Here is a 23,890-nt window from a genome sequence, read left to right as displayed (position 1 = left end):
CCGGACGCCGCGGTCTCAGGCGGTACGGGAGCGGCGCAGCCAGATCATCCCGGTGACCGGAAGGATCACCGGGATGAACAGGTAGCCCATGCCGAATTCCGACCACACGGTGCTGTCGGGGAAGGCGGACGGCTCCAGGCGCGTCCAGGTGCCGACGACCAGTACGCCCGCGAGCTCGGCGGCGCAGCACAGCAGCGCCGCCCTGCGCGCCTTCTCCCCGCCCCGCACGAGTGAGTACGTGATGAAGCCGTATACGACGGCGGCCACGGCCGACAGGACGTACGCCAGCGGCGCCTTGCCGAAGTCCATGATCATCTCGACGACGGAGCGGGACGCGGCGGCCACGGTGAACACCCCGTAGAACCAGACCAGTACCCGCCCCGGCCCGGTGCCGAGCTCGAACTGCTGCTTCGGCGGAGGGGTGTCGTGCGGGGCGGGTGAGGCGGGCGCTCCCGTGCGGTCGGTGTCACTCATGGTCAGTTTCCCCAGATGTCGTAGAGCCGCACTTCGAGGACGGCGAGGACGACCGCACCGGCCGCCACCGTCGCCGAACCCCAGCGGGTCCGTTCCGACAGCGACAGGAAACCCGCCGCGGGCACGGCCGCGAAGGCGCCGATCAGGTAGGCGATGAAGATCGTCATGCCCTGTTCGGGCCGCTCGCCACGCGCCAGCTGCACGATCCCCACGACCAGCTGTGCCAGCGCCAGCACGGAGACGACCGCCATGCCGATGAAGTGCCAGTCCTTCGTGGGCTGGTCCCGGTAGGCGGCGAATCCGCACCAGGCGGCGAGGGCGAGCGCGGTCACGCCGACCGCGACCGTCAGGACGTCAAGCATGGAGTGAGGGTATTACGGACCGCCGGGGCCGCCGCGTGCGGGCCCGGCTCCCGGGCGTACGCGCACGGTGTCCAGGAATCGTGGCCTTTGCCACAGGGCACGTCGCGCATGATCCCGGAGCCACCGCTGCGACGGCCGGACCGGGGCGGCGTTCACGCAGGTCACGGCGGTGCACGAGGTGCTCGTGGCCCGGGGAGGCACACGGGGCACGCCGTCCGCTATACGGACACGGCGGGTTCGCCGAACGTTACGTCTGTTTTACTTGGGGCATGACCACGACGAGCTACCGCAGCCCTGCGACCGAGGCGATCCTGACGCCCGGTGCTCGTTGTATGTGTCGAATGCGCGCCTTCTGAGGGCCCCCGACCGAAACCCGCGCCCCGAAGCGGGACCGAGTCCGTGCCGTCCGCACCGGTGGACCCGGTCCGCCCGGCCACGCCCCGTGCCCGGCGGATCCGCCTGAGCCGGACCGTGCCGCGACTCCCACCGGTCGACCACCGAGAACGGTCCCACCAGACGAATGCCCCGTGCCCGGCGGACACCGCGCCGCGCACTCGACAGTGACGGAAACCCTGTGATCACCACTTCGGGCCTCACGAAGGTCTACCAGTCGCGCGGCCGGGAGGTCACCGCCCTGGACGGCGTGGACCTGCACGTCCGCGAGGGCGAGGTCTACGGCGTCGTCGGACAGAGCGGCGCCGGAAAGTCCTCCCTCATCCGCTGCGTCAACCTCCTCGAACGTCCCACCTCGGGGACGGTGACGGTCGCCGGCCAGGACCTCACGGCCCTCGCCGGCCGGGGCCGCCGCGCGGGCAAGGAACTCCGCCGGGCGCGCAGCCGCATCGGCATGGTCTTCCAGCACTTCAACCTGCTGGACTCGCGCACCGTCCGGGACAACGTCGAACTGCCCCTGGAGATCCTCGGGGTCTCCGGACAGGCCCGCACCCGCAAGGCGCTCGAACTCCTCGACCTCGTCGGACTCTCCGACAAGGCGAAGGCCTATCCGGGTCAGCTGTCCGGGGGCCAGAAGCAGCGCGTCGGCATCGCCCGCGCCCTCGCCGGCGACCCGAAGGTGCTGCTCTCCGACGAGGCGACCTCCGCGCTGGACCCCGAGACCACCCGCTCCATCCTCCACCTGCTGCGTGACCTCAACAAGGAGCTCGGCCTCACCGTCCTGCTCATCACGCACGAGATGGACGTCGTCAAGACCGTCTGCGACTCCGCCGCTCTGATGAGGAAGGGCCGCGTCGTCGAGTCGGGAACCGTCGGCGCGCTGCTGGCCACCCCCGGCTCCGAGCTCGCCCACGAGCTGTTCCCGGTCGGCGGCACCGCCTCCGGCCCCGGGTCCACCGTCGTCGACGTCACCTTCCACGGCGAGGCCGCCGCGCAGCCGGTGATCTCGCAGCTCTCCCGGACGTACAACATCGACATCTCGATCCTCGGTGCCGCGATGGACACCGTCGGCGGCAGGCAGATCGGCCGCATGCGCATCGAGCTGCCCGGCCGCTTCGAGGAGAACGTCGTACCGATCGGCTTCCTGCGCGAGCAGGGCCTCCAGGCCGAGATCGTGGACGGCGGCCCGGCCGCCGTCCCCGCCCCCGCCGCGATCACCGAGGAGGCCGCGAAGTGACCTGGTCCGAAATGCAGCCGCTGCTCTCGCAGGGCACCGTCGACACCCTCTACATGGTGCTCTGGTCCACGCTCGTCACCGTCGTGGGCGGGCTGCCGCTCGGCATCCTGCTCGTCCTCACCGACAAGGGCGGACTGCTCCAGAACACCGTGGTGAACAAGGTCATCGGCGTGATCGTGAACATCGGCCGCTCCCTGCCGTTCATCATCCTGCTGATCGCCCTGATCCCCTTCACCACCTGGGTCGTCGGCACCTTCATCGGCCCGTCCGCGATGATCGTCCCGCTCGCCGTCGGCGCCATCCCCTTCTTCGCGCGGCTCGTCGAGACGTCGGTGCGCGAGGTCGACCACGGACTCGTCGAGGCCGTCCAGTCGATGGGCGGATCCATCCCGACGATCGTCCGCAAGGTCCTGCTGCCGCAGGCGCTGCCCTCCCTCGTCTCCGGCGTCACCACCACGGTCATCGTCCTCATCGGCTACTCCGCGATGGCCGGCGCGGTCGGCGGCGAAGGGCTCGGCTCCAAGGCCGTCACCTACGGATTCCAGCGCTTCGACAACCAGTTCATGCTCATCACCGTCGTGCTGCTCGTCGTCATCGTGACCGTGGTCCAGCTGATCGGCGACGTGGCCGTGCGCCTGCTGGCCCGCCGGGGCCGCGCCACCTCCTGACTTCTCTCCCCCAGAAGCCCGAACTCCTTGTCCGGGCGCACCACCGTCACCACCGGAAAGAGGCACTCTTCGTGCGTAGGAACATCAAGATCACCGCTGCCGCCGCAGCCACCGCCGCCCTCGCCTTCGGGCTCAGCGCCTGCGGCACCGACTCCGACCCGGCCGCCAAGGGCGGCGCCGGCGCCGACACCTCCAAGGCCCTCGTCGTGGCCGCGTCCCCGACGCCGCACGCCGACATCCTCAACTACGTCAAGAAGAACCTGGCGGACAAGGCCGGCCTCAAGCTGGAGGTGAAGGAGTTCACGGACTACGTCCTGCCGAACACCGCCACCGAGAACGGCCAGGTCGACGCCAACTTCTTCCAGCACAAGCCCTACCTGGACGACTTCAACAAGAAGAACAAGACCCACATCGTCCCGGTGGTCGACGTCCACCTCGAACCCCTCGGCCTCTACTCCAGGAAGGTCAAGGACGTCAAGGACATCAAGCCCGGGCAGACCATCGCCGTCCCGAACGACACCACCAACGAGGGCCGCGCGCTCCAGCTGCTCGCCGAGAACGGGCTGATCACCGTCAAGGACGGCGTCGGCACCAACGCCAAGCTCAGCGACATCACGGACAAGAAGGGCCTGGAGTTCAAGGAGATCGAGGCCGCGACCGTGCCGCGCGCCCTGGACGACGTCGACGCCGCCGTCATCAACGGCAACTACGCGATCGAGGCCGACCTCAAGCCCGGCCAGGACTCCCTGGTGCTGGAGAAGGCGGACGGCAACCCGTACGCCAACTTCCTCGCCGTCAAGGAGGGCAACGAGGACGACCCGCGCGTCCAGAAGCTCGCGAAGCTCCTGAACTCCGACGAGGTCAAGAAGTACATCGAGGACACCTACAAGGGCTCGATCATCCCCGCCTTCGGCGAGCCCGCCAAGTCCTGACACACCGGCGCCACTTGCCCCACGAGCCCCGCACGCCCGCATCCGGGTGTGCGGGGCTCCGCCGTGCCGACCCGGCCATGCGCGCCCGCGGTCCGATGCTGCATGCTGGTGGCTTTACACGGTCTTCGGCATGGAGCTGCGCATGAATACCACCTTCCCGTCCATCTCCATCAGCACGGACAGGTTGGTGCTGCGCCCCTTCGACATGGCCGACGTCCCCGCGTACATCGAGATGATGAACGACGAGCTGGTCACCGCCTGGACCGACGCACCGCACCCCTACACCCAGGTCGACGCCGAACGGTGGGTCCGCAGGATCGCGCCCGCCGAACGCTCCCAGGGCAACGGCATCGTCTTCGCCGTCACCGAGTTCCTCACCCAGCGCCTGGTCGGTTCCGTGCGGCTCCTCAACACCGACCGGCGCACGCTGGCCGCCGAGGTCCGCTACATCACCGCCCCCTGGGCCCGGGGCGAGGGGTACGCCACCGAGGCCGTGCTGGCCGTCGCCGAGTGGCTCTTCCGCGACCAGGGCTTCGAGCGCATCGAGCTGCGCACCCCCGCCGGGAACACCGCCTCCCAGCAGGTCGCCCAGAAGCTGGGCTGCATCAGCGAAGGCGTCCTGCGCAACGCCCGCATAGCGAGGACCGCCACCGAGGACGGGGGATGGACCGACATCAGGACCGACCTCATCGTCTGGGGACTCCTGCCCGAGGACCTGGAGGGCGTGGCGGAGCAACTGGCCGACGCGGGCGGCTACGGCACGTACGACGACTGGAACTGACCCCACTCTCCCGGGCCCCGGGAGCCCCCGGCGGGCTGTTCGTACGGACCGGATACGCTCACCCTTGCTCCGCCCGTCCCGCGCGGAGATCCCGCCTGCTCACACCCCAGGAGACTGACGACGATGGCCGACCGGGTCACGGTGATCGGCTGGGACGGCTCGCCACTGACCAGGGCGGCCACCGCCGCGCTCTCGGCCGCCACGCTCGTCGCCGGTGCCGGCCACCACCTCGCGCTCCCCGAAGTCCCCGAGCGCGCGGAACGCATCCGCCTCGGCAGCGTCGACCTGGCCGCCCGCAGGATCGCCGGCCACCGGGGGAGCGCGGTGGTCCTCGCCGACGGCGACCCCGGCTTCTTCGGCGTCGTACGCACCCTGCGCAAGCCCGAACACGGCCTCGAGGTCGAGGTCGTCCCCGCCGTGTCGTCCGTGGCCACCGCCTTCGCCCGCGCCGGAATGCCCTGGGACGACGCCCAGATCGTCGTCGCCCACCCGCGCACCCTGCGCCGCGCGGTCAACGTCATCCGCGCCCACCACAAGGTCGCCGTCCTCACGTCCCCCGGGGCGGGCCCCGCCGAGCTCGCCCTGCTGCTCGACCACGTCCACCGCACCTTCGTCATCTGCGAGGAGCTGGGCACCGCACGCGAGCGGGTCACCGTCCTGACCTCCGACAAGACGGCGGACCACACCTGGCGCGACCCCAACGTGGTCATCGCGATCGGCGGCGGCCCCGAGACCGCCGCCGCCGGAGCCTGGATCGCGGGCCGCCGGCCCGCCGGGCCCGAAGGCGTCCGCGGCTGGGCCCTGCCCGCCACGGCGTACGGCTCGGCGGGGGAGCGGGGCGAGGGGGAGTCGCCCGGTCTGCGCGCCGCCCAGCTGGCCCGACTCGGTCCCCGTACCGGTGACCTGGTCTGGGACATCGGCTGCGGCGGCGGCGCCCTCGCCGTGGAGGCGGCCCGCTTCGGCGCCGCGGTCCTGGCCGTGGACAGCGACCCCGAGGCCTGCGCGCGCACCGCGGAGGCCGCCCGCACCTTCCAGGTGGGCCTCCAGATCGTCAGGGGCACGGCCCCGCACGTCCTGGAGAGCCTCCCCGAACCCGATGTCGTACGGATCGGCGGCGGCGGGGCCCGTGTGGTCACGGCGGTCGCCGAGCGGCGGCCGGAACGCATCGTCACCCACGCCTCCCACCGTGACGAGGCCGAGGTGCTGGGCGCCGCCCTCACCGAGAACGGATACACGGTCGAGTGCGCGCTGCTCCAGTCCGTCGAACTGGACACCTCCGCCTGGGCGGAACGCGAGCGCTCCGTCGTGTTCCTGCTCTCCGCGGTGCGTTCCGACCTCGCCCCCTGAACCGTTCGCGGGGGAGCGCGAGGTAGGCTGACCGATTGTTGTACCGCGCCCGGCTGTTCGACGGTTCGTTCGTCAATGTCCGGAAAAGTGGACCGTTTTGGTCCGCGATGTGGTACGGCGCAGCCGGGGGACGCGCAACGTGGCGCAGTCCACAGCGAGCCGGGGCAGAACTGTCTGCCGCGGCGGCGAACGACCGCGAGAATGTATACCTCCGCGCGCGTTTCGTGCCGCGCGGGGAGCCCGCTCGTTCTTGTTGACGAGCACCGGCGTCCCGTGGTTCGGGCATCCCGGGCTAAGGGCGAAGGAGCACTGACGATGGGCGAGGGGTACGCATGACTGACACCGGCCAGATCCCGGGCGAGGGACTGCCGGAGAACGCAGGCATGGTGGAGCAGCCGGGCATCCCCGCCCCGGGCGCGTACACCTACCTCGAACCCTCCGAGCACGCAGCCGAGGACGACGACCTCCTCCTGATGCCCGCGGCCCAGGGCGCCTGGAGCGACGCGCCCGCCGCACCGGTGGGTGCGCACGAGCAGATCCCCGCGCAGGGCCACGCCGCGCACGGCACGCACGGGTCCGGTGTCACGGACGTCAACGGCGTACGGATCCCCGCGCACACGCCCGTCCAGGTCCCCGTGGCGGCCGCGCCGGCCCGGCGCCCGCTGCACCGTGGCCCCTCGTCCACCGAGGCGCCCACCTACGGGGGGCCGCCGACCGGCGGTGTGGTCCGCTCGCTCGCGGACCGGGGACCGGCCGGCCCGCAGCACCCCGCGCCCGTGCGGCACGCCGGACCGCCGACGGCGGGCCCCGAGTACCTCGACGTCCCGGTGGCCGACGCGTCCGCGCTGCCGGGTCCCCAGCTGGGGGAGATCCCGCCCCAGGGCGCTCCCGCCTGGGACTCGCCCGAGCCGGCCGTGGCACCGGAGCCGGTCGCGGCGCCCGCGCCGGCCGTCGTTCCCGAGCAGGCGGCGGAGCCGGAAGCGCCCGCCGCCCCCGTCGAGCCCGAAGTGCCCGCCGCTGTCGCCCCCGAGGCGCCCGCCGCTGTCGCCCCGGTCGAGCCCGAGGCGCCCGCTGTCGTGGCCCCGGTCGGGCCCGAGGCCGCCGCGCCGGTCGAGCCCGAGGCGGCCGTACCCGCCGAGCCCGCCGCATCCGCAGAAACGGTCGCCCCGCAGCCGGCGGCTGCCGCGCCGGAGGTACCGGCCGAGCCTTCGCAGGCCCCGGTCGAGCCTTCGCTGGTCCCGATAGTGGCCCTCGCCGAGGAACAGCCCCCCGCGGCCCTCGCCGAGGCCCCCGCCGCCGTACCGGCCGAGGCTCCCGTCGAGACCGCCGTCGAGCAGCCGGGCGAGGTCCCCGTCGAGGCCGCAGCCCCGGCCGAGCCGGTGGTTCCCGCCGCGCCCGCGGAGGTTTCCGGAGCGACCGTCGCCGAGCCCGACCCGGCACCCGTGGCCGAGCAGGCCGCCCCCGCGCCCGCACCGGACCCCGTCGCCGTGGCGGAGCCCGAGCCGGTCGCCGTCCCCGAACCGTCGGCGCCGGAGGTGCCGGAGGTGCCGGAAGCGGCCACCGCCGAGCAGCCCGCGGCCGAGGCCGCGCCGGCTCCCGAGCCCGTCGACGTACCGCAGGCCGGTCCGGGGGCCCCCGCCGAAGCGGAGCCCGGCACCGCACCCGAGGCCGTCGGGATTCCGCAGGCCGAGGTCCCGGAGGACGGGACGGCCGAGGTCCTGCCCCAGGAGGCGGAGACCCCGGTGGCGGAGACCCCGGCAGAGGTCCCGGACGCGGAGGTCCCGGCCGGGGCCACCGCCGAGGAAGCCCCGGCCGACGAGGCCGTGGACCGGCCCGCGGCCGCCGGGTCCGAGGCCGCCGAAGCAGGGGCGGCGCCCGCCGACGGAGCCCAGGCCGGGCCCGAAGAGGCACCCGCCGAAGCCGAGGAGCCCCCCTTCTCCCCTCCGGCCCCGGGCTACGACGACGCCGAGCGTGAGGCCGTCCTGCGGGTGATGCGGGAGCGCCGCGACATCCGCAACGGCTTCCGCGGCGACCCCATCCCGCACGAGGTCCTGCTGCGGGTCCTGGAGGCGGCGCACACCGCACCGAGCGTCGGCCACTCCCAGCCCTGGGACTTCGTCGTCATCCGTTCCGCGGAGACGCGCCGCTCCATGCACGAACTGGCCCAGCGCCAGCGCGAGGCGTACGCCAAGTCGCTGCCCAAGGCCCGCGCCAAGCAGTTCAAGGAACTGAAGATCGAGGCCATCCTCGACACCCCGGTGAACATCGTCGTCACCGCCGACCCCACCCGCGGCGGCCGGCACACCCTCGGCCGGCACACCCAGCCGCAGATGGCCCCGTACTCCTCGGCGCTCGCCGTGGAGAACCTCTGGCTCGCCGCCCGTGCCGAAGGCCTCGGCGTCGGCTGGGTCAGCTTCTTCGACGAGCGGGAGATGGTCCGCGCGCTCGGCCTGCCCGAGCACCTCGAGGTCGTCGCCTACCTGTGCGTCGGATACGTCGACGAGTTCCCCGAGGAACCCGAGCTGATGCAGGCGGGCTGGTCCAAGCGCCGCCCGCTGTCCTGGGTCGTCCACGAGGAGACGTACGGCCGGCGTGCCCTGCCCGGTGAGGAGCCGCACAACCTCCTCCAGGAGACCATCTCCAGCATCCGCCCCCTGGACGCCAAGGCACTGGGCGAGGCGTGGGAACGCCAGAAGCGGATGACCAAGCCCGCCGGCGCGCTCGGCATGCTGGAGATCATCTCCGCCCAGTTGTCCGGGCTGTCCCGGCTGTGCCCGCCGCCCGTTCCGGAACCCGCCGCCGTGGCGATCTTCGCGGGCGACCACGGCGTTCACGCCCAGGGCGTGACGGCGTGGCCGCAGGAGGTCACCGGCCAGATGGTCGCCAACTTCCTCGGTGGCGGCGCCGTGTGCAACGCCTTCGCCGCCCAGGTCGGCGCCGAGGTCTGTGTCGTCGACGTGGGTGTGGCGACCGAACTCCCCGCCACGCCCGGCCTGCTGCCCAGGAAGGTCCGGCCCGGAACGGCCGACTTCACCACCGGCCCCGCGCTCACCCGCGAGGAGGTGCTCGCGGCGATCGAGGTGGGCATCGAGACCGCCCGCGATCTGGTGGCGGCGGGCAACAAGGGCCTGCTCACCGGTGAGATGGGCATCGCCAACACCACCGCGTCGGCCGCACTGATCTGCGTCTACACCGGCATGGACCCGGCCGAGGTGACCGGTCGCGGCACCGGGATCAACGACGAGATGCACGCCCGCAAGGTCGATGTCGTCCGCCGTGCCCTGGACCTCCACCAGCCCGACCCGACCGACCCGATCGGGGTGCTGGCCGCGGTCGGCGGCCTGGAGCACGCCGCCATGGCGGGCTTCCTGCTGGGCGGCGCCTCCCTGCGTACGCCGGTGATCCTGGACGGCGTGAGCGCCGGTGCGGCCGCCCTGGTCGCCCGGGCCATCGCACCCGAGGCGCTCGCCGCGTGCATCGCGGGCCACCGCAGCGCGGAGCCCGGTCATGTCGCCGCCCTCAACAAGCTGGGGCTGCGCCCGCTGGTCGACCTGGACCTCCGTCTCGGTGAGGGCACGGGCGCGCTGCTCGCGCTCCCCATCGTGCAGAGCGCGGCCCGCGCGATGCACGAGGTGGCGACGTTCGACTCCGCGGGCGTCACGGAGAAGTAGCCGACGCCCTGCCCGGACGTGCCCGACCGGCCGTTCCGGGCAGCCGTCCGGCGTCCCGCCGGTCCGTTCCCGTGGGGCATGCGGGCCCGCCCGGCCACCACCCCGCCTCGCGGGGCGCGCGGGTGCCTCGGCGAGGCTCTGCGCGGGGTGCGGACCGGCCCGCGGTCACCGGGACCGGCCGCGCGGGGGTCCGGCCCGCCACCGGGGCCGGACGGAGGCCTGTCGCCACGGCCCGGACGAAGCCCGTTCCGCGGTGCGTCACGCACCCGGTCCGGGGTGTGTCACGGGCCGGGTCCGGGGTGCGGCGTCGCAGCCCGTTCCGGGCGTGCCACGGGTCCCCGACCAGGGGTGCCACGGATCCCGGACCAGGGGTGCCACGGATCCCGGACCAGGGGTGCCACGGATCCCGGACCAGGGGTGCCACGGAGCCCAGGTGGGCGGCCCGCGGCCCCTTCGTACCGCCCCGGTACCCGCCCCCGCCACCCCGTATCGTGGTCCCACGCGCTACCGCCCCACCCCGCCCACGTCACCGCCGCTCCACCGCCGCAGCGGCCCGCAGCACACCGCACCCTGCACGAGGAGCCCGCACGACCATGGCCGAGCATGACGATCACCCTGCCTACCCCGTCGGACTGCGCCTGAACGGGCGCCGCGTCGTCGTCGTCGGCGGCGGCCAGGTCGCGCAGCGCCGGCTGCCCGCCCTCATCGCGGCAGGGGCCGACATCACCCTGGTCTCCCCGTCCGCGACCCCGTCGGTCGAGGCGATGGCCGACACCGGTGAGATCCGCTGGGAGCGGCGCAGGTACCAGGACGGCGACCTCACCGACACCTGGTACGCCCTCGTCGCGTCGTCGGACGCCGAGGCCAACGACGCCGCGTCCGCCGAGGCCGAGCGCACCCGCACCTGGTGCGTCCGGAGCGACGACGCGGAGGCGGCCACCGCCTGGACCCCCGCCACCGGCCGCAGCGAGGGCATCACGGTCGCCGTCCTCACCACCACCTCGCAGGGGCGCGACCCGCGCCACTCCGCTGCGGTCCGCGACGCGATCGTCGAGGGGCTGCGCGACGGCACCCTCGCCGCCCCGCACCACCGCACCCGGGCTCCCGGCGTCGCGCTGGTGGGCGGCGGCCCCGGCGACCCCGACCTGATCACGGTCCGGGGCCGGCGCCTCCTCGCCGAGGCCGACGTCGTCATCGCCGACCGGCTCGGCCCGCGCGATCTCCTCGACGAACTCCCGCCGCACGTCGAGGTGATCGACGCCGCGAAGATCCCGTACGGCCGGTACATGGCGCAGGAGGCGATCAACCAGGCGCTGATCGACCACGCCAAGGCCGGCAGATCCGTGGTCCGCCTCAAGGGCGGCGACCCGTTCGTCTTCGGGCGGGGCATGGAGGAGGCGCAGGCGCTGGCCGCCGAGGGCATCGCCTGCACGGTCGTCCCGGGGATCTCCAGCTCGATCTCCGTACCGGGCGCGGCCGGGATCCCGGTCACCCACCGGGGTGTGGCGCACGAGTTCACCGTGGTCAGCGGCCATGTGGCGCCGGACGATCCGCGCTCCCTCGTCGACTGGAAGGCCCTCGCGCGACTGCGCGGCACCCTGGTCCTCCTGATGGCCGTCGACAAGATCGGCCCCATCTCACAGGCCCTCATCGCCCACGGGAAGTCCCCCGACACCCCGGTGGCCCTGGTCCAGGAGGGCACCACGGCAGCCCAGCGCAGGGTCGACGCGACCCTCGCCGACGTCGGTGAGAGGGCCGTCGCGGAAGAGGTCCGCCCCCCGGCCGTCATCGTCATCGGCGACGTCGTCGCCGTCGGCACGGACCGGCCCGTCGGCACGGACCGGCCCGTCGGCACGGACCGGCCCGTCGGCACCGAGGACTGAGCGGCGGACCTCCCGGCCCGGCCGGGCGGCACCCCCCTCCCTCACCCCACACGATCCCGACAAGGCAGTGGCAACCCCGTGGCTGAACTCATCACCGTCGACGACCCCGACGACCCGCGTCTGGGCGACTACACCGGCCTGACCGACGTCGAGCTGCGGCGCAGGCGGGAACCCGCCGAGGGACTCTTCATCGCCGAGGGCGAGAAGGTGATCCGGCGCGCGGCGAACGCCGGGTACGCGATGCGGTCGATGATGCTCTCCGCCAAGTGGACCGACGTCATGCGCGATGTGATCGACGAGGCCACGGCACCGGTCTACGCGGTCACCCCCGCCCTCGCCGAGCGGGTCACCGGGTACCACGTCCACCGCGGTGCCCTCGCCTCCATGCAGCGCAAGCCGCTCCCCGGCGTCGGCGCACTGCTGTCCCCCGAGGAGGGCGACGTACGGCGGGTCGCCGTGTTCGAGGACATCGTCGACCACGCCAACCTCGGAGCGGCCTTCCGCAACGCGGCCGCACTGGGCGTCGACGCCGTCCTGCTCACCCCGCGCTGCGCCGACCCGCTCTACCGGCGTGCCGTGAAGGTCTCGATGGGATCCGTCTTCCACGTCCCGTGGACGCGTCTGACGTCCTGGCCCCAGGACATCGCCCTGCTGCGTGAGGCCGGTTTCACCACCGCGGCGCTCTGCCTCAGTGACACGTCGATCACGCTGGACGAACTCGTGGCACGGCGGCACGAGAAGCTCGCGCTGGTCTTCGGCACGGAGGGCGACGGCCTCACGCCCGGAGCGCTCGCCGCCGCCGACGCCCACGTACGGATCCCGATGGACGCCGGGGTCGACTCGCTCAACGTCGCCGCGGCCTCCGCCGTCGCCTTCTACGCGACCCGCGCAGCGGCCTCCTGACCTACGAGGGTGCGTCCGCCCGCGACACCGGGTGGACCGCATCCCCGTCGTACGTCCGTGACGGTGTGTGCTCCGCCCCGCGCGCCGGGCCCTGGCAGCCCTGGGCGGCGGCGATCCCCAGCGCGACCAGCAGCGTCACCACGACGAAGACGACGAGCCTCTGCCGCAGCAGCCGCGGATTGGCGGGCCGCCTCTTGCCGCCCTTCCCGGCCGAGGTCGTCCGGACACCCGCCCGTGAGGCCTGCCTGCCGTTCGTTCCCTTCGGAGCGTGGTCCTGCCGTCCGGGCCGGGACCCGTTGCGCGGCGCCCGGGACTGCGAACCACCGGTGCGCGGGGGCGCCGGGCGTGAGGAGGCCGGGCGCCGCCCCGGGCGCGACGCCTGCGCGGGCCCTCCGGCCGTGCGCCGCGTCGGCTGCTCGGTGTACGGGCCCTCCAGCCGGCCGGTCGGCCGGTCCAGCTCCTGCGCGCTCCGCTGGGCGGGCGGCCGGCGCTCCTGGAGGCCCTGGGCCTCACGCGCGGCGATCTCCTTGAGCCGCATCGAGAGCTGGAGCGTGCTCGGCCGGTCCTCGGGGTCCTTGGCCAGACACGCCCGTACGAGTGGGGCGAGCGCGTCGTGCACGTCGTACAGGTGCGGTTCCTCGTGCACCACGCGGTAGAGCATCACCTCGGAACTGCCGTGCCCGAAGGGCGAGTCGGCCGTCGCCGCGTAGGCCAGCGTGGCGCCCAGCGAGAAGACGTCCGTCGCGGGCGTCACAGCCGCTCCGCGCACCTGCTCGGGCGCGAGGAAGCCGGGCGAGCCGACAGCCGTACCGACATGGGTGAGGGTGCTGGCCCCGGTGGACCACGCGATGCCGAAGTCGATGATCCGGGGGCCCTTGGGGGAGAGGAGGATGTTCGACGGCTTGAGGTCGCGATGGACGACACCCGCCTCGTGCACCGCCACCAGGCCCTCCGAGAGCGCGGCCCCGATCGACGCCACCTCGGCGGCCGGCAGAGGACCCTCCTCGGCGACCTTGTCGTGGAGCGAGGGGCCGGGCACGTACTGCGTCGCGAACCACGGGCGGTCCGCCTCCAGGTCGGCCGCCACCAGGCGGGCCGTACACCCGCCCCGGATCCTCCGGGCGGCGGACACCTCGCGCGCGAAGCGCGAACGGAACTCCTGGTCCTCCGCCAGATCCGGGCGGATCACCTTCAGCGCCACCCGCTGGCCCCGCCGGTCGGAGCCCAGATAGACGACACCCATGCCACCCGCGCCGAGCCGCCGGTGCAGCCTGAACGAGCCGACGACACGCGGGTCCTCGCGCCGGAGCCGCATCATCGCCATCGTCTGCCCATCCCCGCTGCCGGTCCGCCTGACGAGGCACAGCTTACGTATCCCTGGCGCGGCGCGCTCAGAGGCCGCGCCCTCGCCGCCCCACCGATTGTCAGTGCCCGGTGGGAGAATTGAAGAGTGGTCAGGGAGCCGGAGATCCAGGCCCCGTGGCCCGTGCGAGATCTCAAAGGACCGTCGCAGAAGGGGGATTGGATCAATGAAGGGCGATCGTGTGGAAATAGTCGTGGACGCCGGTGACACGACCAGGACGTACGAAGTGGTGGCCTCCAGGGCAGGCCGCCGGGTGGAGACAGCGGTCCGCCGGGGGGTGGTGGAAGTGAGTGAAGTCACCCGAAGTGGATCAGTTGTCCGTACCGCCCGCTTCATGGCGACCAGGGTGCTCGCCCTGGTCGAACAGCCGGTCCCCCGGGAGGACGCCTCCGAACGCCCCGTCACGGGCGCCGCCTCCTAGACACGCGCTCCGGTGCCCGCCGGGCCGGGCACGGACACCCGCACCGGCCCGGCGGGGTGATCCTCTCGGTAGCGATCCGCAGCCCCCGGACCACCACGGCCGGTGGACCGGGGGCCGCGCCCGTCCCACGAGGACCTCCGTCGCGCGACCGGGCGGGACGCCTCCGCCGCACCGGAAGGCTTCGCGTGACGGGGGTTGTCGCGCCACTGCGACGGCCCCCGTCACGCGGATCCCGGGACACGGCCCCGCAGGCCCGGCCCCCGACGTGCACCCACGCCGCCGATTCCCCGACGAGGCCGCCTCCGATCCGGCCCAGGCTGCCCGGCCCGTGCCCTGCGCAGGCCGCGAGGCCCGTGCCCGGCCCAGGCCTCCGGCCCCGCATCCGGCCCGGCCGGTATCCCGGCCCCGCAGTCCCTGCCCGCAGGCTCCAGCTCGTGCGGGCAGGCTGCGAGGCCCGTGCCCGGCCCAGGCCTCCGGCCCCGCATCCGGCCCGGCCGGTATCCCGGCCCGCAGTCCCTGCCCGCAGGCTCCAGCTCGTGCGCCTGCCGAGCCCGCGTGCACGTCGACGGGAACGCCTTGAACGCCCCGTTGCCGCCCGCGCGCCTGCCGAGCCCGCCGCGTGCGCGGCGCCCGGCCTGCCTTCGGTTCGTCCGTACCCCGGCCGCGTGCCGGGTCGCGGCCCCGCTGCCCTTGGTCGCCCGTACTCGGGCCCCGTACCCGGGCTGCCGGCCGGCCCCGCGCTGCCCGCGCCCCTGGCGCGCCCTCCCGGCGCCTTGCCAAGCCGCGACCGGCCGGTACGCACCCGAGCGTGCCCGGCCGGTACGCACCCGAGCGTGCCCCTGCCCTGCCGGTGGGCGCCGGGCCGCGCCCTGCCGCTACGCGCCCGACCGTGCTCCGCCGTTATCCGCCCGACCGCGCCCCTGCCCTGCCCTGCCGCTACGCGCCCGGCCCGCGCCCTGCCGGCCCGCGCCCGACCGTTGCCCCAGTCAAGGACGTCCCGGGCCGTGCCTTGCCGACCCGTTCCCTGTCGGCCCGCGCCGCGCCCGACCGTCGCCCCGCTCAAGGACATCCCGGCCCGCGCCCGGCCGCGCCCCGCTCAAGGACCGCCCGATCCCATCGCGCCCGAGGCCGGCCCGGGACCGGCACACGCCGTGGGGACGAATCTCCGGCACACCCTTGACACCTGGTCGACGCACCCGCATTCTTTCGCCAGAAAACGCAACGGCGTTGCGATTTCCGCACCGATATCCCGGTCGGCGACAGCCGACGGCACCCGTCGGGGCACGAACCACCAGCACGGAACGAAGGAGGCCGGCCCATGGCGGACCACGGCGCTGACACCACCACGGTCGAAGCCGCGCCCACGGTCGAAGCCGCGCCCCAGGCGCCCGGCGTCCTACAGACCGTGGACCGGGCCCTGGCCGTCCTGCTCACCTTCACCGAGCAGCGTCCGGAGTGGGGCGTCAGCGAACTCTCGCGCCACCACGGCTGGGACAAGGCGGTCGTTCAGCGGCTGCTCACCACCCTGACCGCCCGCGGGTTCCTGATCTGCGACGACATCAGCCGCCGCTACCGCCCCGGTCCCGCCCTCTCGCGGCTCGCACGGGTCGGCGAACACAGCGGTGTGCTGCCCTCGCTCGCCCGCCCGATACTCGCGCGGCTGCTGCGCGAGACGGGCGAGAGCATCGTGCTGAACGTTCCGCACGGCTCCAGCTACCGCTGCGCCGCCGCGGTCGACGGAACCGGACCCGTCCGCTACACCGCCATCATCGGGGCGGTCATGCCCGGCCACGCGGGAGCGTCCGGCCACACCGTCTTCGCGTACCACCCCGAACGCGAGATCCGGCAGATGTTCGGCCCCACGGGTCTCGCCCGGTTCAACGACCGCACCATCACCGACCTGGACGCGCTGCTCACCTGCTACGCCCAGGTCCGCACCGAGGGGTACTGCGTCAGTTACGGCGAGTACGACGAGGCCGTCACCGCCGTGTCCGCCCCCGTCCTCCAGGGCGGTGCCGTCGCGGCCTCCCTCACCGTGATCGGCCCCTCCCACCGTGTGGACCGGGCCGTCGACACACTCGTACCGCTGGTGCGCGCCGGGGCCGCGGAGATCTCCGCGGCGCTCGGCGGCTGAACCGGCCCCACCGCATACCGCTCGATCCCGCGGCGCCGCGCGCCGACGGTGCGCCCCGCCCTGCCCGCGCACCGCCAGGGGACAGCCTCTCCCCAGTCCTGCTCACCGAAGGGGGTGCCCAGTGGCGCACCAAGCCTCCGCCCCGCACCGCGTACCGCCGCCGTCCGGATCCCAGCCCGACGACAACGGGTCCCATCCCCGGGTCTTCGAACCCGTGCTGCTGGTCATCCTGGTGCTCCTCGCCGCCGTCGGTGCCGTCATCGGTATCGACCTCGTCTCCAAACTGGGCATCTCCGCCAACACCTCGGTCGTGGGCGCGCTCGTCGCCATGCTGATCGGCCGCATCCCGCTCGGCTTCCTGCGCCGGATGCGGTCCGTGCACCGCCAGAACCTCGCCCAGAGCGCCATCTCCGCCGCGACCTTCGCGTCGGCGAACGCGCTGCTGACGTCCGTGGCCATCCCGTACGTCTTCGGACGCCAGGACCTGGTCTGGCCGATGCTCGCCGGATCGTTCATCGGCCTGCTCGTGGACGCCTGGGTCCTCTACCGGGCCTTCGGGTCCCGGCTGCTGCCCGCCGACGCGGCCTGGCCGCCCGGAACGGCCGCCGCCGAGACCATCAAGGCCGGCGACCGGGGAGGCCGCCGGGCACTGATCCTGGCCGGCGGCACCGCCGTCGGGCTCGCCGGGACGCTCCTCAGCCTGCCGCTGTCCGCCGCGGGCGTGGCCTTCCTGGGCAACGTCTGGGCTCTGATGATGTTCGGTATCGGCCTGATGCTGCGCCAGTACAGCCCCAGCCTCTTCGACACCGACCTCGGAGCCGGGTTCATCCCGCACGGCGTCATGGTCGGCGCGGGCGTCGTCGCCCTGGGACAGGCCGTCCACATGCTGGTGGGCCGCCGTGCCCGCCGGACGCAGAAGGACAAGGAGAAGGCCGCCGCCGAGTCCGCGAGCACCGTGGCCGTGGCCGACCCGACCGTGGAGTACACCGTCGACGAGCGTGCCCTGCGGCTCGCACTGATCCGCGGCTACGCGCTGTTCACCGCGGGCGCCGTCGTCCTCGCGGTCCTCGGCGGCCTGATCGGGGACATGAGTCCGCTCGGGATCGTCGGCTGGGTCCTCTTCGCCGCCTTCGCGGCGCTGGTCCACGAGCTGATCGTCGGTCTCGCCGCCATGCAGTCCGGCTGGTTCCCGTCCTTCGCGGTCACCCTGATCTTCCTCATCCTCGGGCTCGCCATGGGCATCCCCTCCGTCCCGCTGGCCCTCCTCATCGGATACGTCTCCGCCACCGGCCCCGCCTTCGCCGACATGGGCTACGACCTCAAGGCCGGCTGGCTGCTGCGCCGCGACCACCGCCCCTGGGACCCGTACGAGCGCGAGGGCCGCCGCCAGCAGTTCCTCGCCGCCCTCATCGGCTTCGGCGTCGCCCTCCTCGTCGTCGCCGTCGCCTGGCGCTCCTACTTCGGCCAGGGCCTCATCCCTCCCGTCGCGAAGGTGTACGCCGACACGATCAAGAGCGGCCTCAGCGACCCCGACGCGGTGCGCACCATGCTGCTCTGGGCCATCCCCGGCGCGGCCATCCAGCTGATCGGCGGCACCCGGCGCCAGATGGGCGTCATGCTCGCCACCGGCCTGCTCATCCTCACCCCGCAGGCCTGCTGGCTGGTCCTCGGCGCCCTGGCGGTCCGCGTCGTCTACCGCAGGCTGCGCGGCCCCTCCGCCGACGAGGAACTCAACCTGATCGGCGCCGGTGTGATCGCGGGCAGCTCGCTCGGAGACTCCGCCCAGATCCTCAAGACCTGACCCCAAGCCACCACCCGCACCACCCCGCACCACCCGCAAGGCAAGGAGAACCCCACCGTGGACATGTACAGCAGGCTCGAACCGCGTCCCGAGTACCTCAGCTTCGAACTGGCCCTGGCCGCCCGCAAGCTCGTCGAGGAGGTCATGCTCGTCAAGCGCGGCGAGCACGTCGTCCTCACCGGTGACACCAGCAGCGACCGCCGGGTGGTCGAGGCCACCGCGCAGGCGGTCGCGGCGGCGGGAGCCCACCCCGTCATCGTCTGGTACGAGACGATGCCCGGCGCTTCCATGGAACCTCCCCGCCCCGTGGCCGGCGCGATATCCGACGCGGACGTGTGGATCGAGTTCGCCGTCTCCTACGTCATGCACTCCGACGCCTTCCGCGCCGCCATGGCGAACGGCTGCCGCTACACGAACCTCACCGCCATGGACGTCCAGATGCTGGTCGCCACCGTCGGCCGACCCGACTTCCAGGGAGTCATCCGCCTCGGCAAGGCACTGGTCGCACTGCTGGAGGCCGCCGACGAGGTGCGCATCACCTCCGCCAACGGCACCGACCTCGTCGGGCGCAACGGCGACCGGCCGATCAACCTGCGCGGCAAGCCCGCCGAGAAGCCCGGTGAGACGGTCATGCTGTCCGGCCAGATCTCCTGGAACCCCCTGGAGGAGACCCAGGACGGCGTCCTCGTCTTCGACGGCGCCCTGTGGCCGCCGGACGAGATCGGGCTGCTGCGTTCCCCGGTCCGCTGCACCGTCGAGAAGGGTGTCGTCACCAGGATCGAGGGCGGCGCCGACGCCGACACCTTCCGCCGGTGGATGGAGTCCTTCGACGACCCGAACATGTTCCGCGTGGCGCACTGGTCCCTCGGCTTCAACCCCGGGGTGCTCGCCCCGACCGGCCGCATCGTGGAGGACGAGCGCGTCTTCGGCTGCGTCGAGCTGGGCATCGGCACCAAGGGCGCCTGGATCGGAGGCGAACCCTGGGTCGCCGCCGCGCACACCGACGGCAGCGTGCTCGGCCCGTCCATCTACCTGGACGGGGTCGCCATCGAGGAGAACGGCCGCTACGTGCACCCCGAACTCGTGGAGATCTGCCGCGAGCTCGGCGTCGCCGGCTACTGACCGACGCGGGCGCGGGCGACCGGCATCCCGGCCTGCCCGCGGCCGCACCTCCACGTACGCGTACCGTCCTCGACGGAGCACGCACCGTTCCCGACGGAGCACGCACCCGGCCGAAGGCCCTGGCCCGGGGCTGGGTGCGCGCTCCGTCGTGAACGCCCCTGCCCGGGCGGGGCGCGCATTGCGTCCTGAACGCCCTCACCCGGGCCGGGCGCGCACTCCGCCGAACGCCCCTGCCCAGGCAGGGCGCACCCCGCCGACGGTCCGCACCCCGGCGGGTCCGCACCCGACCCGACCGGGCCTGCCCAGCCGGGCCGCACCGGGCCGGTGCCTCTGGCCGGCGGGGCCCGCCCCCGGCCGACTCCGCCGACGGTCCCGACCCCGGGCCCGCCCCGACCCCGGGCCCGCCCCGACCCCGGGCCCGCCCCGACCCCGGGCCCGCCCCGAACCCGGGCCCGCCCCGAACCCGGGCCCGTCCTCACCCGCCCCTCCCCGTGACAAGGAGCGCCCATGCCGACGCCACCGCCCGTCTCCTACCGCCACGGCGGCCTGGTCTGCACGGACCACACCCTCGACGTGCCGCTCGACCACCAGGACCCCGCGTCCCCTGCCATCAGCCTGTTCGCCCGCGAAGTCGTGGCCGAGGGCCGGGAACACGAGAACCTGCCCCGGCTCCTCTGGTTGCAGGGCGGCCCCGGCGGCCGGGCCGAGCGGCCGAACGCGGCGGGTGCCTGGCTCCGGCGCGCCCTCGTCGGCCACCGCGTCGTCCTGATGGACCAGCGCGGTACCGGACGCTCCACGCCCGCCGACCGGCTCACCCTCGCCCGGTTCGGCACGGACCACCAGGCCGCCGCCCGCCACCTCGGCCTCTTCCGGGCCGACTCGATCGTCCGGGACGCCGAACTGCTGCGCAGCCACCTCCAGGACGAACGGCCCTGGAGCGTGCTCGGGCAGAGCTTCGGCGGCTTCGCCACCCTCACCTACCTCAGCCTGGCCCCCGAGGGACTGGCCCAGGCCTACATCACCGGGGGTCTGCCGACACTGACCGGCCACGCCGACGACGTGTACCGGGCGGCCTACGCGCGCACCCTCGCCCACAACGAGCGCTACTTCGCGCGCTACCCGGGCGACCAGCGGCTCGCCGACACCGTGGCCGCGCACCTGGAGGCGCACGACGTGCGCATGCCGACCGGGGAACGGCTCACCGTGCGCCGTTTCCAGACGCTCGGCATCACCTTCGGCACCTCGGCGAAGTTCGACTCGCTCCACTACCTCCTGGAGACGGCGTTCACCGACGGCGCCCGGGGCCCCGAGCTCACCGACACCTTCCTGCGGGGCGTGGACGCCGCGGTGTCCTTCGCCGAACGCCCGCTCTACGCCGCGCTCCACGAACCGATCTACGCCCAGGGCTCCCGCGCCACCGCCTGGTCCGCGCACCGGGTCCGGGAGGAGTTCCCGGCCTTCGATCCGGCACCCGGCAGCCCCGTCCGCTTCACGGGCGAGATGGTCTACCCCTGGCAGTTCGACGAGGACCCGTCGCTCGTCCCGTTGCGGGGCGCCGCCGAAGTCCTCGCCGCACGCACCGACTGGCCCTCCCTCTACGACCTCGCCCGGCTGGCCGACAACGAGGTGCCCGTGGTGGCCGCCGTCTACCACGACGACATGTACGTCGACCGCGAACAGGCCCTCGCCACCGCCGGAGCCGTCCGCGGACTCCGCACCTGGGTCACCCCCGACCACGCCCACGACGGTGTCCGCGCCGACGCGGCCGTCTTCGACCGCCTCCTCGCCATGGCGAACGGGAAGGACTGACCGGGCGAAGAGGCCGCCGCCATCCCGAGGGTGAGGGGAGGCGGCGGCCTCTTCGCGCACCGCCGGTGCGGAGGGGCGGGCGTACGCCGCTCACGCGCGCCCCTGTGGCCGCCCCCTAGGTGCCGGGCGCGGTGACCACCGCTGTTTCTCCACCCAGGGGAGTACACGGGAGGTGGCCGGCTCATCCTCCGGGAGGCCCGGCATTCGGTACGCGGGCATGACGCCGGACGGGTTCCGTCTCCGTAATCTTGGAGTCAAGCGGCGGGCGTGGAACTCGTCCCCCGAGGCCAGACGCCCGCCGCTCCGGAACAGGTCAGGAGAGGAACCATGGCGGACACGGCCACGCGGAGCGTCATCCGCACGCGAGGACGCAAGGCGTACACGTCGTTCGGCGTACGCCCGTCCGGCACGCGCCACCCACTGGTGGCGACGGCCATGGTCCTTCCCCTGGCGGCCCTGCTGGTCGTCGTGTTCGGCGGCTGGGAAGCGGTGGTCACACAGGCGTCGTCCGTGGGCGTGATGCTGGGGCGCTGAGCGGCGCCCCGGGTCCGGCAGAGCGGTCCGGACCGGGACATCCGGCCAACAGCCCCGTGGGGACGGGGGTGCGGCGGGCGGCAGCGTTTGTCCGGCCAGCTGGGGAGCTGGCCGGACATCGCGCTGTCCGGACCCTTTCCTGAGCGGCTGGGGCCGTGGCAGGACCGCCGCCGGGACCGGCCGCGCACGACCGTCGGCGCAGACAGGCCCACCCCCGCCACGGGGACCGGCCGCGCACGGACCACCCGCAAGGCATGGCCCCCGTCCGGACGGGAGTGCAGGGCCCGGCGTAGCTCCAAGACCGGCCGGTGACGACCGCCGCCCCGTACCGGCCGGCCACGGCCCCCGCCGGGACCAACCACGCACGGTGACCGTCGGCCCTCGCCATCGGTACGGGCCGCACGGTCACCGTCGGGGGAGACAGGCCCGCCCCGCCACCGGGACGGGCCGCGCACGGTCACCGTCGGGGGAGACAGGCCCACCCCGCCACCGGGACGGGCCGCGCACGGTCACCGTCTGCGGAGACAGGCCCGCCCCGCCACCGGGACGGGCCGCGCACGGTCACCCTCTGCGGAGACAGGTCCACCCCGCCACCGGGACGGACCGCTCACGATCACCGCCGCCGCCCGGGACCGGCCGCGTACGATCACCGCCGGGGCCGGCCGCCGGGCCGGCCGATCACCTTCGCGGGGAGCCGAGCCGATGACCAGCACCCCTGTCGTACGCGCGCTGGGCGGCCTCGCCCACGACACCGCGCACCCCGGACCGGCCCCGTGCCTCTGCCCCCCGGCCCAGGTGCTCGCGGACCGGCCCGACGGCACGGTGGTCCGCAGCGGACGGGTCGTCGCCAAGGCCCACGCCCCCGACTCCGACCCCGGCACCCTGACGGCCCGGCTCGCCCTGGCCGCCTCTCCCGCACTGTCCGGGATCCTGCTCCCGCCGCTCCCCGCCCAGGACGGGCCGCCCGGCAGCGCCGAGGGCCGCACCGTGAGCCTCTGGCCGTACGGTGTGCCGGTCGATCCCGCGGACCCCGACGCCGCGCCCTGGGAGGAGGCCGCCGCCCTCCTGGCCCGGCTGCACCGCACACCGCCGCCGCTGTCGCTCCCGCCGATGCGCGGCCCGGTCAAGGCCGCCCGGGCCGTCGCGCGGATGTGCGCGGCCCGGCCGGGGGAGCAGGCCACCGCATCCGTGCTGGCCGCCTGGCAGGGGCTGCCCGGCTGGGCCCGCGCCGAGCGCCCGGTGCCCCGGCACCGGGACGGCTTCCTCTGCCACGGCGATCTGCACCTCGGCCAGCTCGTGCGGCACCCCGCGCCGCACGGCCCCTGGCTGCTGATCGACATCGACGACGCGGGCCTGGGCGATCCCGCCTGGGACCTGGCGCGTCCCGCCGCCTGGTACGCGGCCGGGCTGCTGCCGTCCGCCGTCTGGCTCCGCTTCCTCGACACCTACCGGGCGGCCGGCGGCCCGGCCGTACGGGCCGGGGGAGACCCGTGGCCCGAGCTCGACGTGGCGGCGCGGGCGCTCACCGTGCAGACGGCGGCCGTCGCCCTGGCCAAGTCCGCTGCGGAGGAACGCAGTCCGGATGAGGTGGAACGGTTGATGATCGACGCATGCGCCCGAATTGCCTCCCTCCCGCCCGAGTTGGCGTCCGAATCCCCGTCGTAGGGTGAGGCGACCGCCGCCGGGCACGCACTCCGGCGATGTCGCCACGACCTGAGGAGCCGACCCGATGATCCAGTGCCCCAAGTGTCATGCCCAGATGCACACCTACAACCGCAACGGTGTCCAGATCGAGCAGTGCAGCGGCTGCCGGGGGATCTTCCTCGACTACGGCGAGCTGGAGTCCCTGACCCGCCTGGAGTCGCAGTGGGCGCAGCAGGCCCCGCCCCCGCAGGCCTACCCCGCCGCGCCGCCCGCCCCGCAGGCCTACCCCGCCGCGCACGCCCCCGCCTGGGGAGCGCCCCACCAGGGCGGACACCACGGCGGCCACCACCGTCAGAAGAGCTTCGGCCGGATGCTGTTCAGCTCCTGATCCCGCCCGCTGGGCGGGCGGCG

At 74.0% G+C, this 23,890-nt stretch carries 19 protein-coding genes; 16 read left to right on the top strand and 3 right to left on the bottom strand.

All coding sequences use genetic code 11. The features are described 5' to 3' along the window. Positions 1-15: 15 nt before the first annotated feature. A complete protein-coding gene (locus tag ACFVS9_RS12730) occupies positions 16-474 on the bottom strand; it encodes a hypothetical protein (RefSeq protein WP_389931746.1) in 459 nt (152 codons plus the stop codon). Between the two features lie 2 nt (positions 475-476). Beyond that, entirely contained in the window at positions 477-836 is a 360-nt protein-coding gene (locus ACFVS9_RS12725) for a hypothetical protein (RefSeq protein ID WP_383114588.1), read from the bottom strand. 574 nt (positions 837-1,410) lie between these two features. Here ACFVS9_RS12725 and ACFVS9_RS12720 point away from each other — a divergent pair. The 8 genes from ACFVS9_RS12720 (at position 1,411) to ACFVS9_RS12685 (ending at position 12,651) form a co-directional block, all read left to right on the top strand. Next, the gene (locus ACFVS9_RS12720) at positions 1,411-2,466 is read left to right on the top strand and encodes a methionine ABC transporter ATP-binding protein (protein WP_389931745.1); all 1,056 of its coding nucleotides are present in this window, start codon (positions 1,411-1,413) and stop codon (positions 2,464-2,466) included. Next, complete coding sequence (locus tag ACFVS9_RS12715; RefSeq protein ID WP_383114590.1) at positions 2,463-3,134, top strand: methionine ABC transporter permease; 672 nt, start codon at positions 2,463-2,465, stop codon at positions 3,132-3,134. The genes ACFVS9_RS12720 and ACFVS9_RS12715 overlap by 4 nt, the downstream gene beginning before the upstream one ends. A gap of 71 nt (positions 3,135-3,205) precedes the next feature. Further along, positions 3,206-4,066, top strand: a complete 861-nt coding sequence (locus ACFVS9_RS12710) for a MetQ/NlpA family ABC transporter substrate-binding protein (protein ID WP_383114591.1) — start codon at positions 3,206-3,208, stop codon at positions 4,064-4,066. Positions 4,067-4,208: 142 nt separating this feature from the next. Then, on the top strand, positions 4,209-4,847 hold the full coding sequence (locus ACFVS9_RS12705) for a GNAT family N-acetyltransferase (RefSeq protein ID WP_383114592.1): 639 nt from the start codon (positions 4,209-4,211) through the stop codon (positions 4,845-4,847). A 123-nt stretch (positions 4,848-4,970) separates the two neighbouring features. Next, positions 4,971-6,194 carry a precorrin-6y C5,15-methyltransferase (decarboxylating) subunit CbiE gene (gene cbiE, locus ACFVS9_RS12700; protein WP_389931743.1) on the top strand — a complete coding sequence of 408 codons (1,224 nt, stop codon included), beginning with the start codon at positions 4,971-4,973 and terminating at the stop codon, positions 6,192-6,194. A gap of 332 nt (positions 6,195-6,526) precedes the next feature. Further along, positions 6,527-9,865 (top strand): nicotinate-nucleotide--dimethylbenzimidazole phosphoribosyltransferase, encoded by a 3,339-nt coding sequence (gene cobT / locus ACFVS9_RS12695; RefSeq protein ID WP_389931741.1) that lies wholly within the window; start codon positions 6,527-6,529, stop codon positions 9,863-9,865. 593 nt (positions 9,866-10,458) lie between these two features. Further along, positions 10,459-11,748, top strand: coding sequence for a uroporphyrinogen-III C-methyltransferase (gene cobA, locus ACFVS9_RS12690; protein WP_389931740.1), 1,290 nt, complete (start codon positions 10,459-10,461; stop codon positions 11,746-11,748). A 78-nt stretch (positions 11,749-11,826) separates the two neighbouring features. Continuing rightward, positions 11,827-12,651, top strand: a complete 825-nt coding sequence (locus tag ACFVS9_RS12685; protein ID WP_383114596.1) for a TrmH family RNA methyltransferase — start codon at positions 11,827-11,829, stop codon at positions 12,649-12,651. A gap of 1 nt (position 12,652) precedes the next feature. Here ACFVS9_RS12685 and ACFVS9_RS12680 read toward each other — a convergent pair whose 3' ends face one another. Beyond that, entirely contained in the window at positions 12,653-13,975 is a 1,323-nt protein-coding gene (locus ACFVS9_RS12680) for a protein kinase (protein WP_389931738.1), read from the bottom strand. A 205-nt stretch (positions 13,976-14,180) separates the two neighbouring features. Between ACFVS9_RS12680 and ACFVS9_RS12675 the strand changes: the two genes are divergently transcribed. The 8 genes from ACFVS9_RS12675 to ACFVS9_RS12640 all read left to right on the top strand — a co-directional run bounded on the left by ACFVS9_RS12675 (position 14,181) and on the right by ACFVS9_RS12640 (position 23,867). Next, positions 14,181-14,435 carry a hypothetical protein gene (locus tag ACFVS9_RS12675; RefSeq protein WP_383114598.1) on the top strand — a complete coding sequence of 85 codons (255 nt, stop codon included), beginning with the start codon at positions 14,181-14,183 and terminating at the stop codon, positions 14,433-14,435. Between the two features lie 1,318 nt (positions 14,436-15,753). Then, complete coding sequence (locus ACFVS9_RS12670) at positions 15,754-16,569, top strand: IclR family transcriptional regulator (RefSeq protein WP_389931737.1); 816 nt, start codon at positions 15,754-15,756, stop codon at positions 16,567-16,569. Positions 16,570-16,783: 214 nt separating this feature from the next. Then, positions 16,784-18,370: an OPT/YSL family transporter gene (locus ACFVS9_RS12665; RefSeq protein WP_383114623.1), complete on the top strand. Its 1,587-nt coding sequence runs from the start codon at positions 16,784-16,786 to the stop codon at positions 18,368-18,370. Between the two features lie 63 nt (positions 18,371-18,433). After that, positions 18,434-19,492 (top strand): hypothetical protein, encoded by a 1,059-nt coding sequence (locus ACFVS9_RS12660; RefSeq protein WP_383114624.1) that lies wholly within the window; start codon positions 18,434-18,436, stop codon positions 19,490-19,492. Between the two features lie 507 nt (positions 19,493-19,999). After that, complete coding sequence (locus ACFVS9_RS12655; protein ID WP_389931735.1) at positions 20,000-21,301, top strand: alpha/beta fold hydrolase; 1,302 nt, start codon at positions 20,000-20,002, stop codon at positions 21,299-21,301. A gap of 327 nt (positions 21,302-21,628) precedes the next feature. Next, positions 21,629-21,835, top strand: a complete 207-nt coding sequence (locus ACFVS9_RS12650) for a hypothetical protein (RefSeq protein WP_383114601.1) — start codon at positions 21,629-21,631, stop codon at positions 21,833-21,835. A 702-nt stretch (positions 21,836-22,537) separates the two neighbouring features. Then, positions 22,538-23,500 carry a phosphotransferase family protein gene (locus ACFVS9_RS12645; RefSeq protein ID WP_383114602.1) on the top strand — a complete coding sequence of 321 codons (963 nt, stop codon included), beginning with the start codon at positions 22,538-22,540 and terminating at the stop codon, positions 23,498-23,500. Positions 23,501-23,564: 64 nt separating this feature from the next. Further along, positions 23,565-23,867 carry a zf-TFIIB domain-containing protein gene (locus ACFVS9_RS12640; protein WP_383114603.1) on the top strand — a complete coding sequence of 101 codons (303 nt, stop codon included), beginning with the start codon at positions 23,565-23,567 and terminating at the stop codon, positions 23,865-23,867. Positions 23,868-23,890 lie beyond the last annotated feature (23 nt).

Origin of the sequence: Streptomyces sp. NPDC058008 (assembly GCF_042886395.1) — a bacterium.
In the GTDB taxonomy this organism is placed as follows: domain Bacteria; phylum Actinomycetota; class Actinomycetes; order Streptomycetales; family Streptomycetaceae; genus Streptomyces.
This window is presented reverse-complemented; position numbering and strand designations above follow the sequence as displayed.

Bases quoted from the DNA above. Each gene is read 5' to 3' on its own strand.
- ACFVS9_RS12670 (WP_389931737.1), top strand. From the start codon at position 15,754: ATGGCGGACCACGGCGCTGACACCACCACGGTCGAAGCCGCGCCCACG.
- ACFVS9_RS12660 (WP_383114624.1), top strand. From the start codon at position 18,434: ATGTACAGCAGGCTCGAACCGCGTCCCGAGTACCTCAGCTTCGAACTG.
- ACFVS9_RS12640 (WP_383114603.1), top strand. From the start codon at position 23,565: ATGATCCAGTGCCCCAAGTGTCATGCCCAGATGCACACCTACAACCGC.
- ACFVS9_RS12675 (WP_383114598.1), top strand. From the start codon at position 14,181: ATGAAGGGCGATCGTGTGGAAATAGTCGTGGACGCCGGTGACACGACC.
- ACFVS9_RS12730 (WP_389931746.1), bottom strand. From the start codon at position 474: ATGAGTGACACCGACCGCACGGGAGCGCCCGCCTCACCCGCCCCGCAC.
- cbiE (WP_389931743.1), top strand. From the start codon at position 4,971: ATGGCCGACCGGGTCACGGTGATCGGCTGGGACGGCTCGCCACTGACC.
- ACFVS9_RS12725 (WP_383114588.1), bottom strand. From the start codon at position 836: ATGCTTGACGTCCTGACGGTCGCGGTCGGCGTGACCGCGCTCGCCCTC.
- ACFVS9_RS12680 (WP_389931738.1), bottom strand. From the start codon at position 13,975: ATGGCGATGATGCGGCTCCGGCGCGAGGACCCGCGTGTCGTCGGCTCG.
- ACFVS9_RS12705 (WP_383114592.1), top strand. From the start codon at position 4,209: ATGAATACCACCTTCCCGTCCATCTCCATCAGCACGGACAGGTTGGTG.
- cobT (WP_389931741.1), top strand. From the start codon at position 6,527: ATGACTGACACCGGCCAGATCCCGGGCGAGGGACTGCCGGAGAACGCA.
- ACFVS9_RS12650 (WP_383114601.1), top strand. From the start codon at position 21,629: ATGGCGGACACGGCCACGCGGAGCGTCATCCGCACGCGAGGACGCAAG.
- ACFVS9_RS12645 (WP_383114602.1), top strand. From the start codon at position 22,538: ATGACCAGCACCCCTGTCGTACGCGCGCTGGGCGGCCTCGCCCACGAC.
- cobA (WP_389931740.1), top strand. From the start codon at position 10,459: ATGGCCGAGCATGACGATCACCCTGCCTACCCCGTCGGACTGCGCCTG.
- ACFVS9_RS12655 (WP_389931735.1), top strand. From the start codon at position 20,000: ATGCCGACGCCACCGCCCGTCTCCTACCGCCACGGCGGCCTGGTCTGC.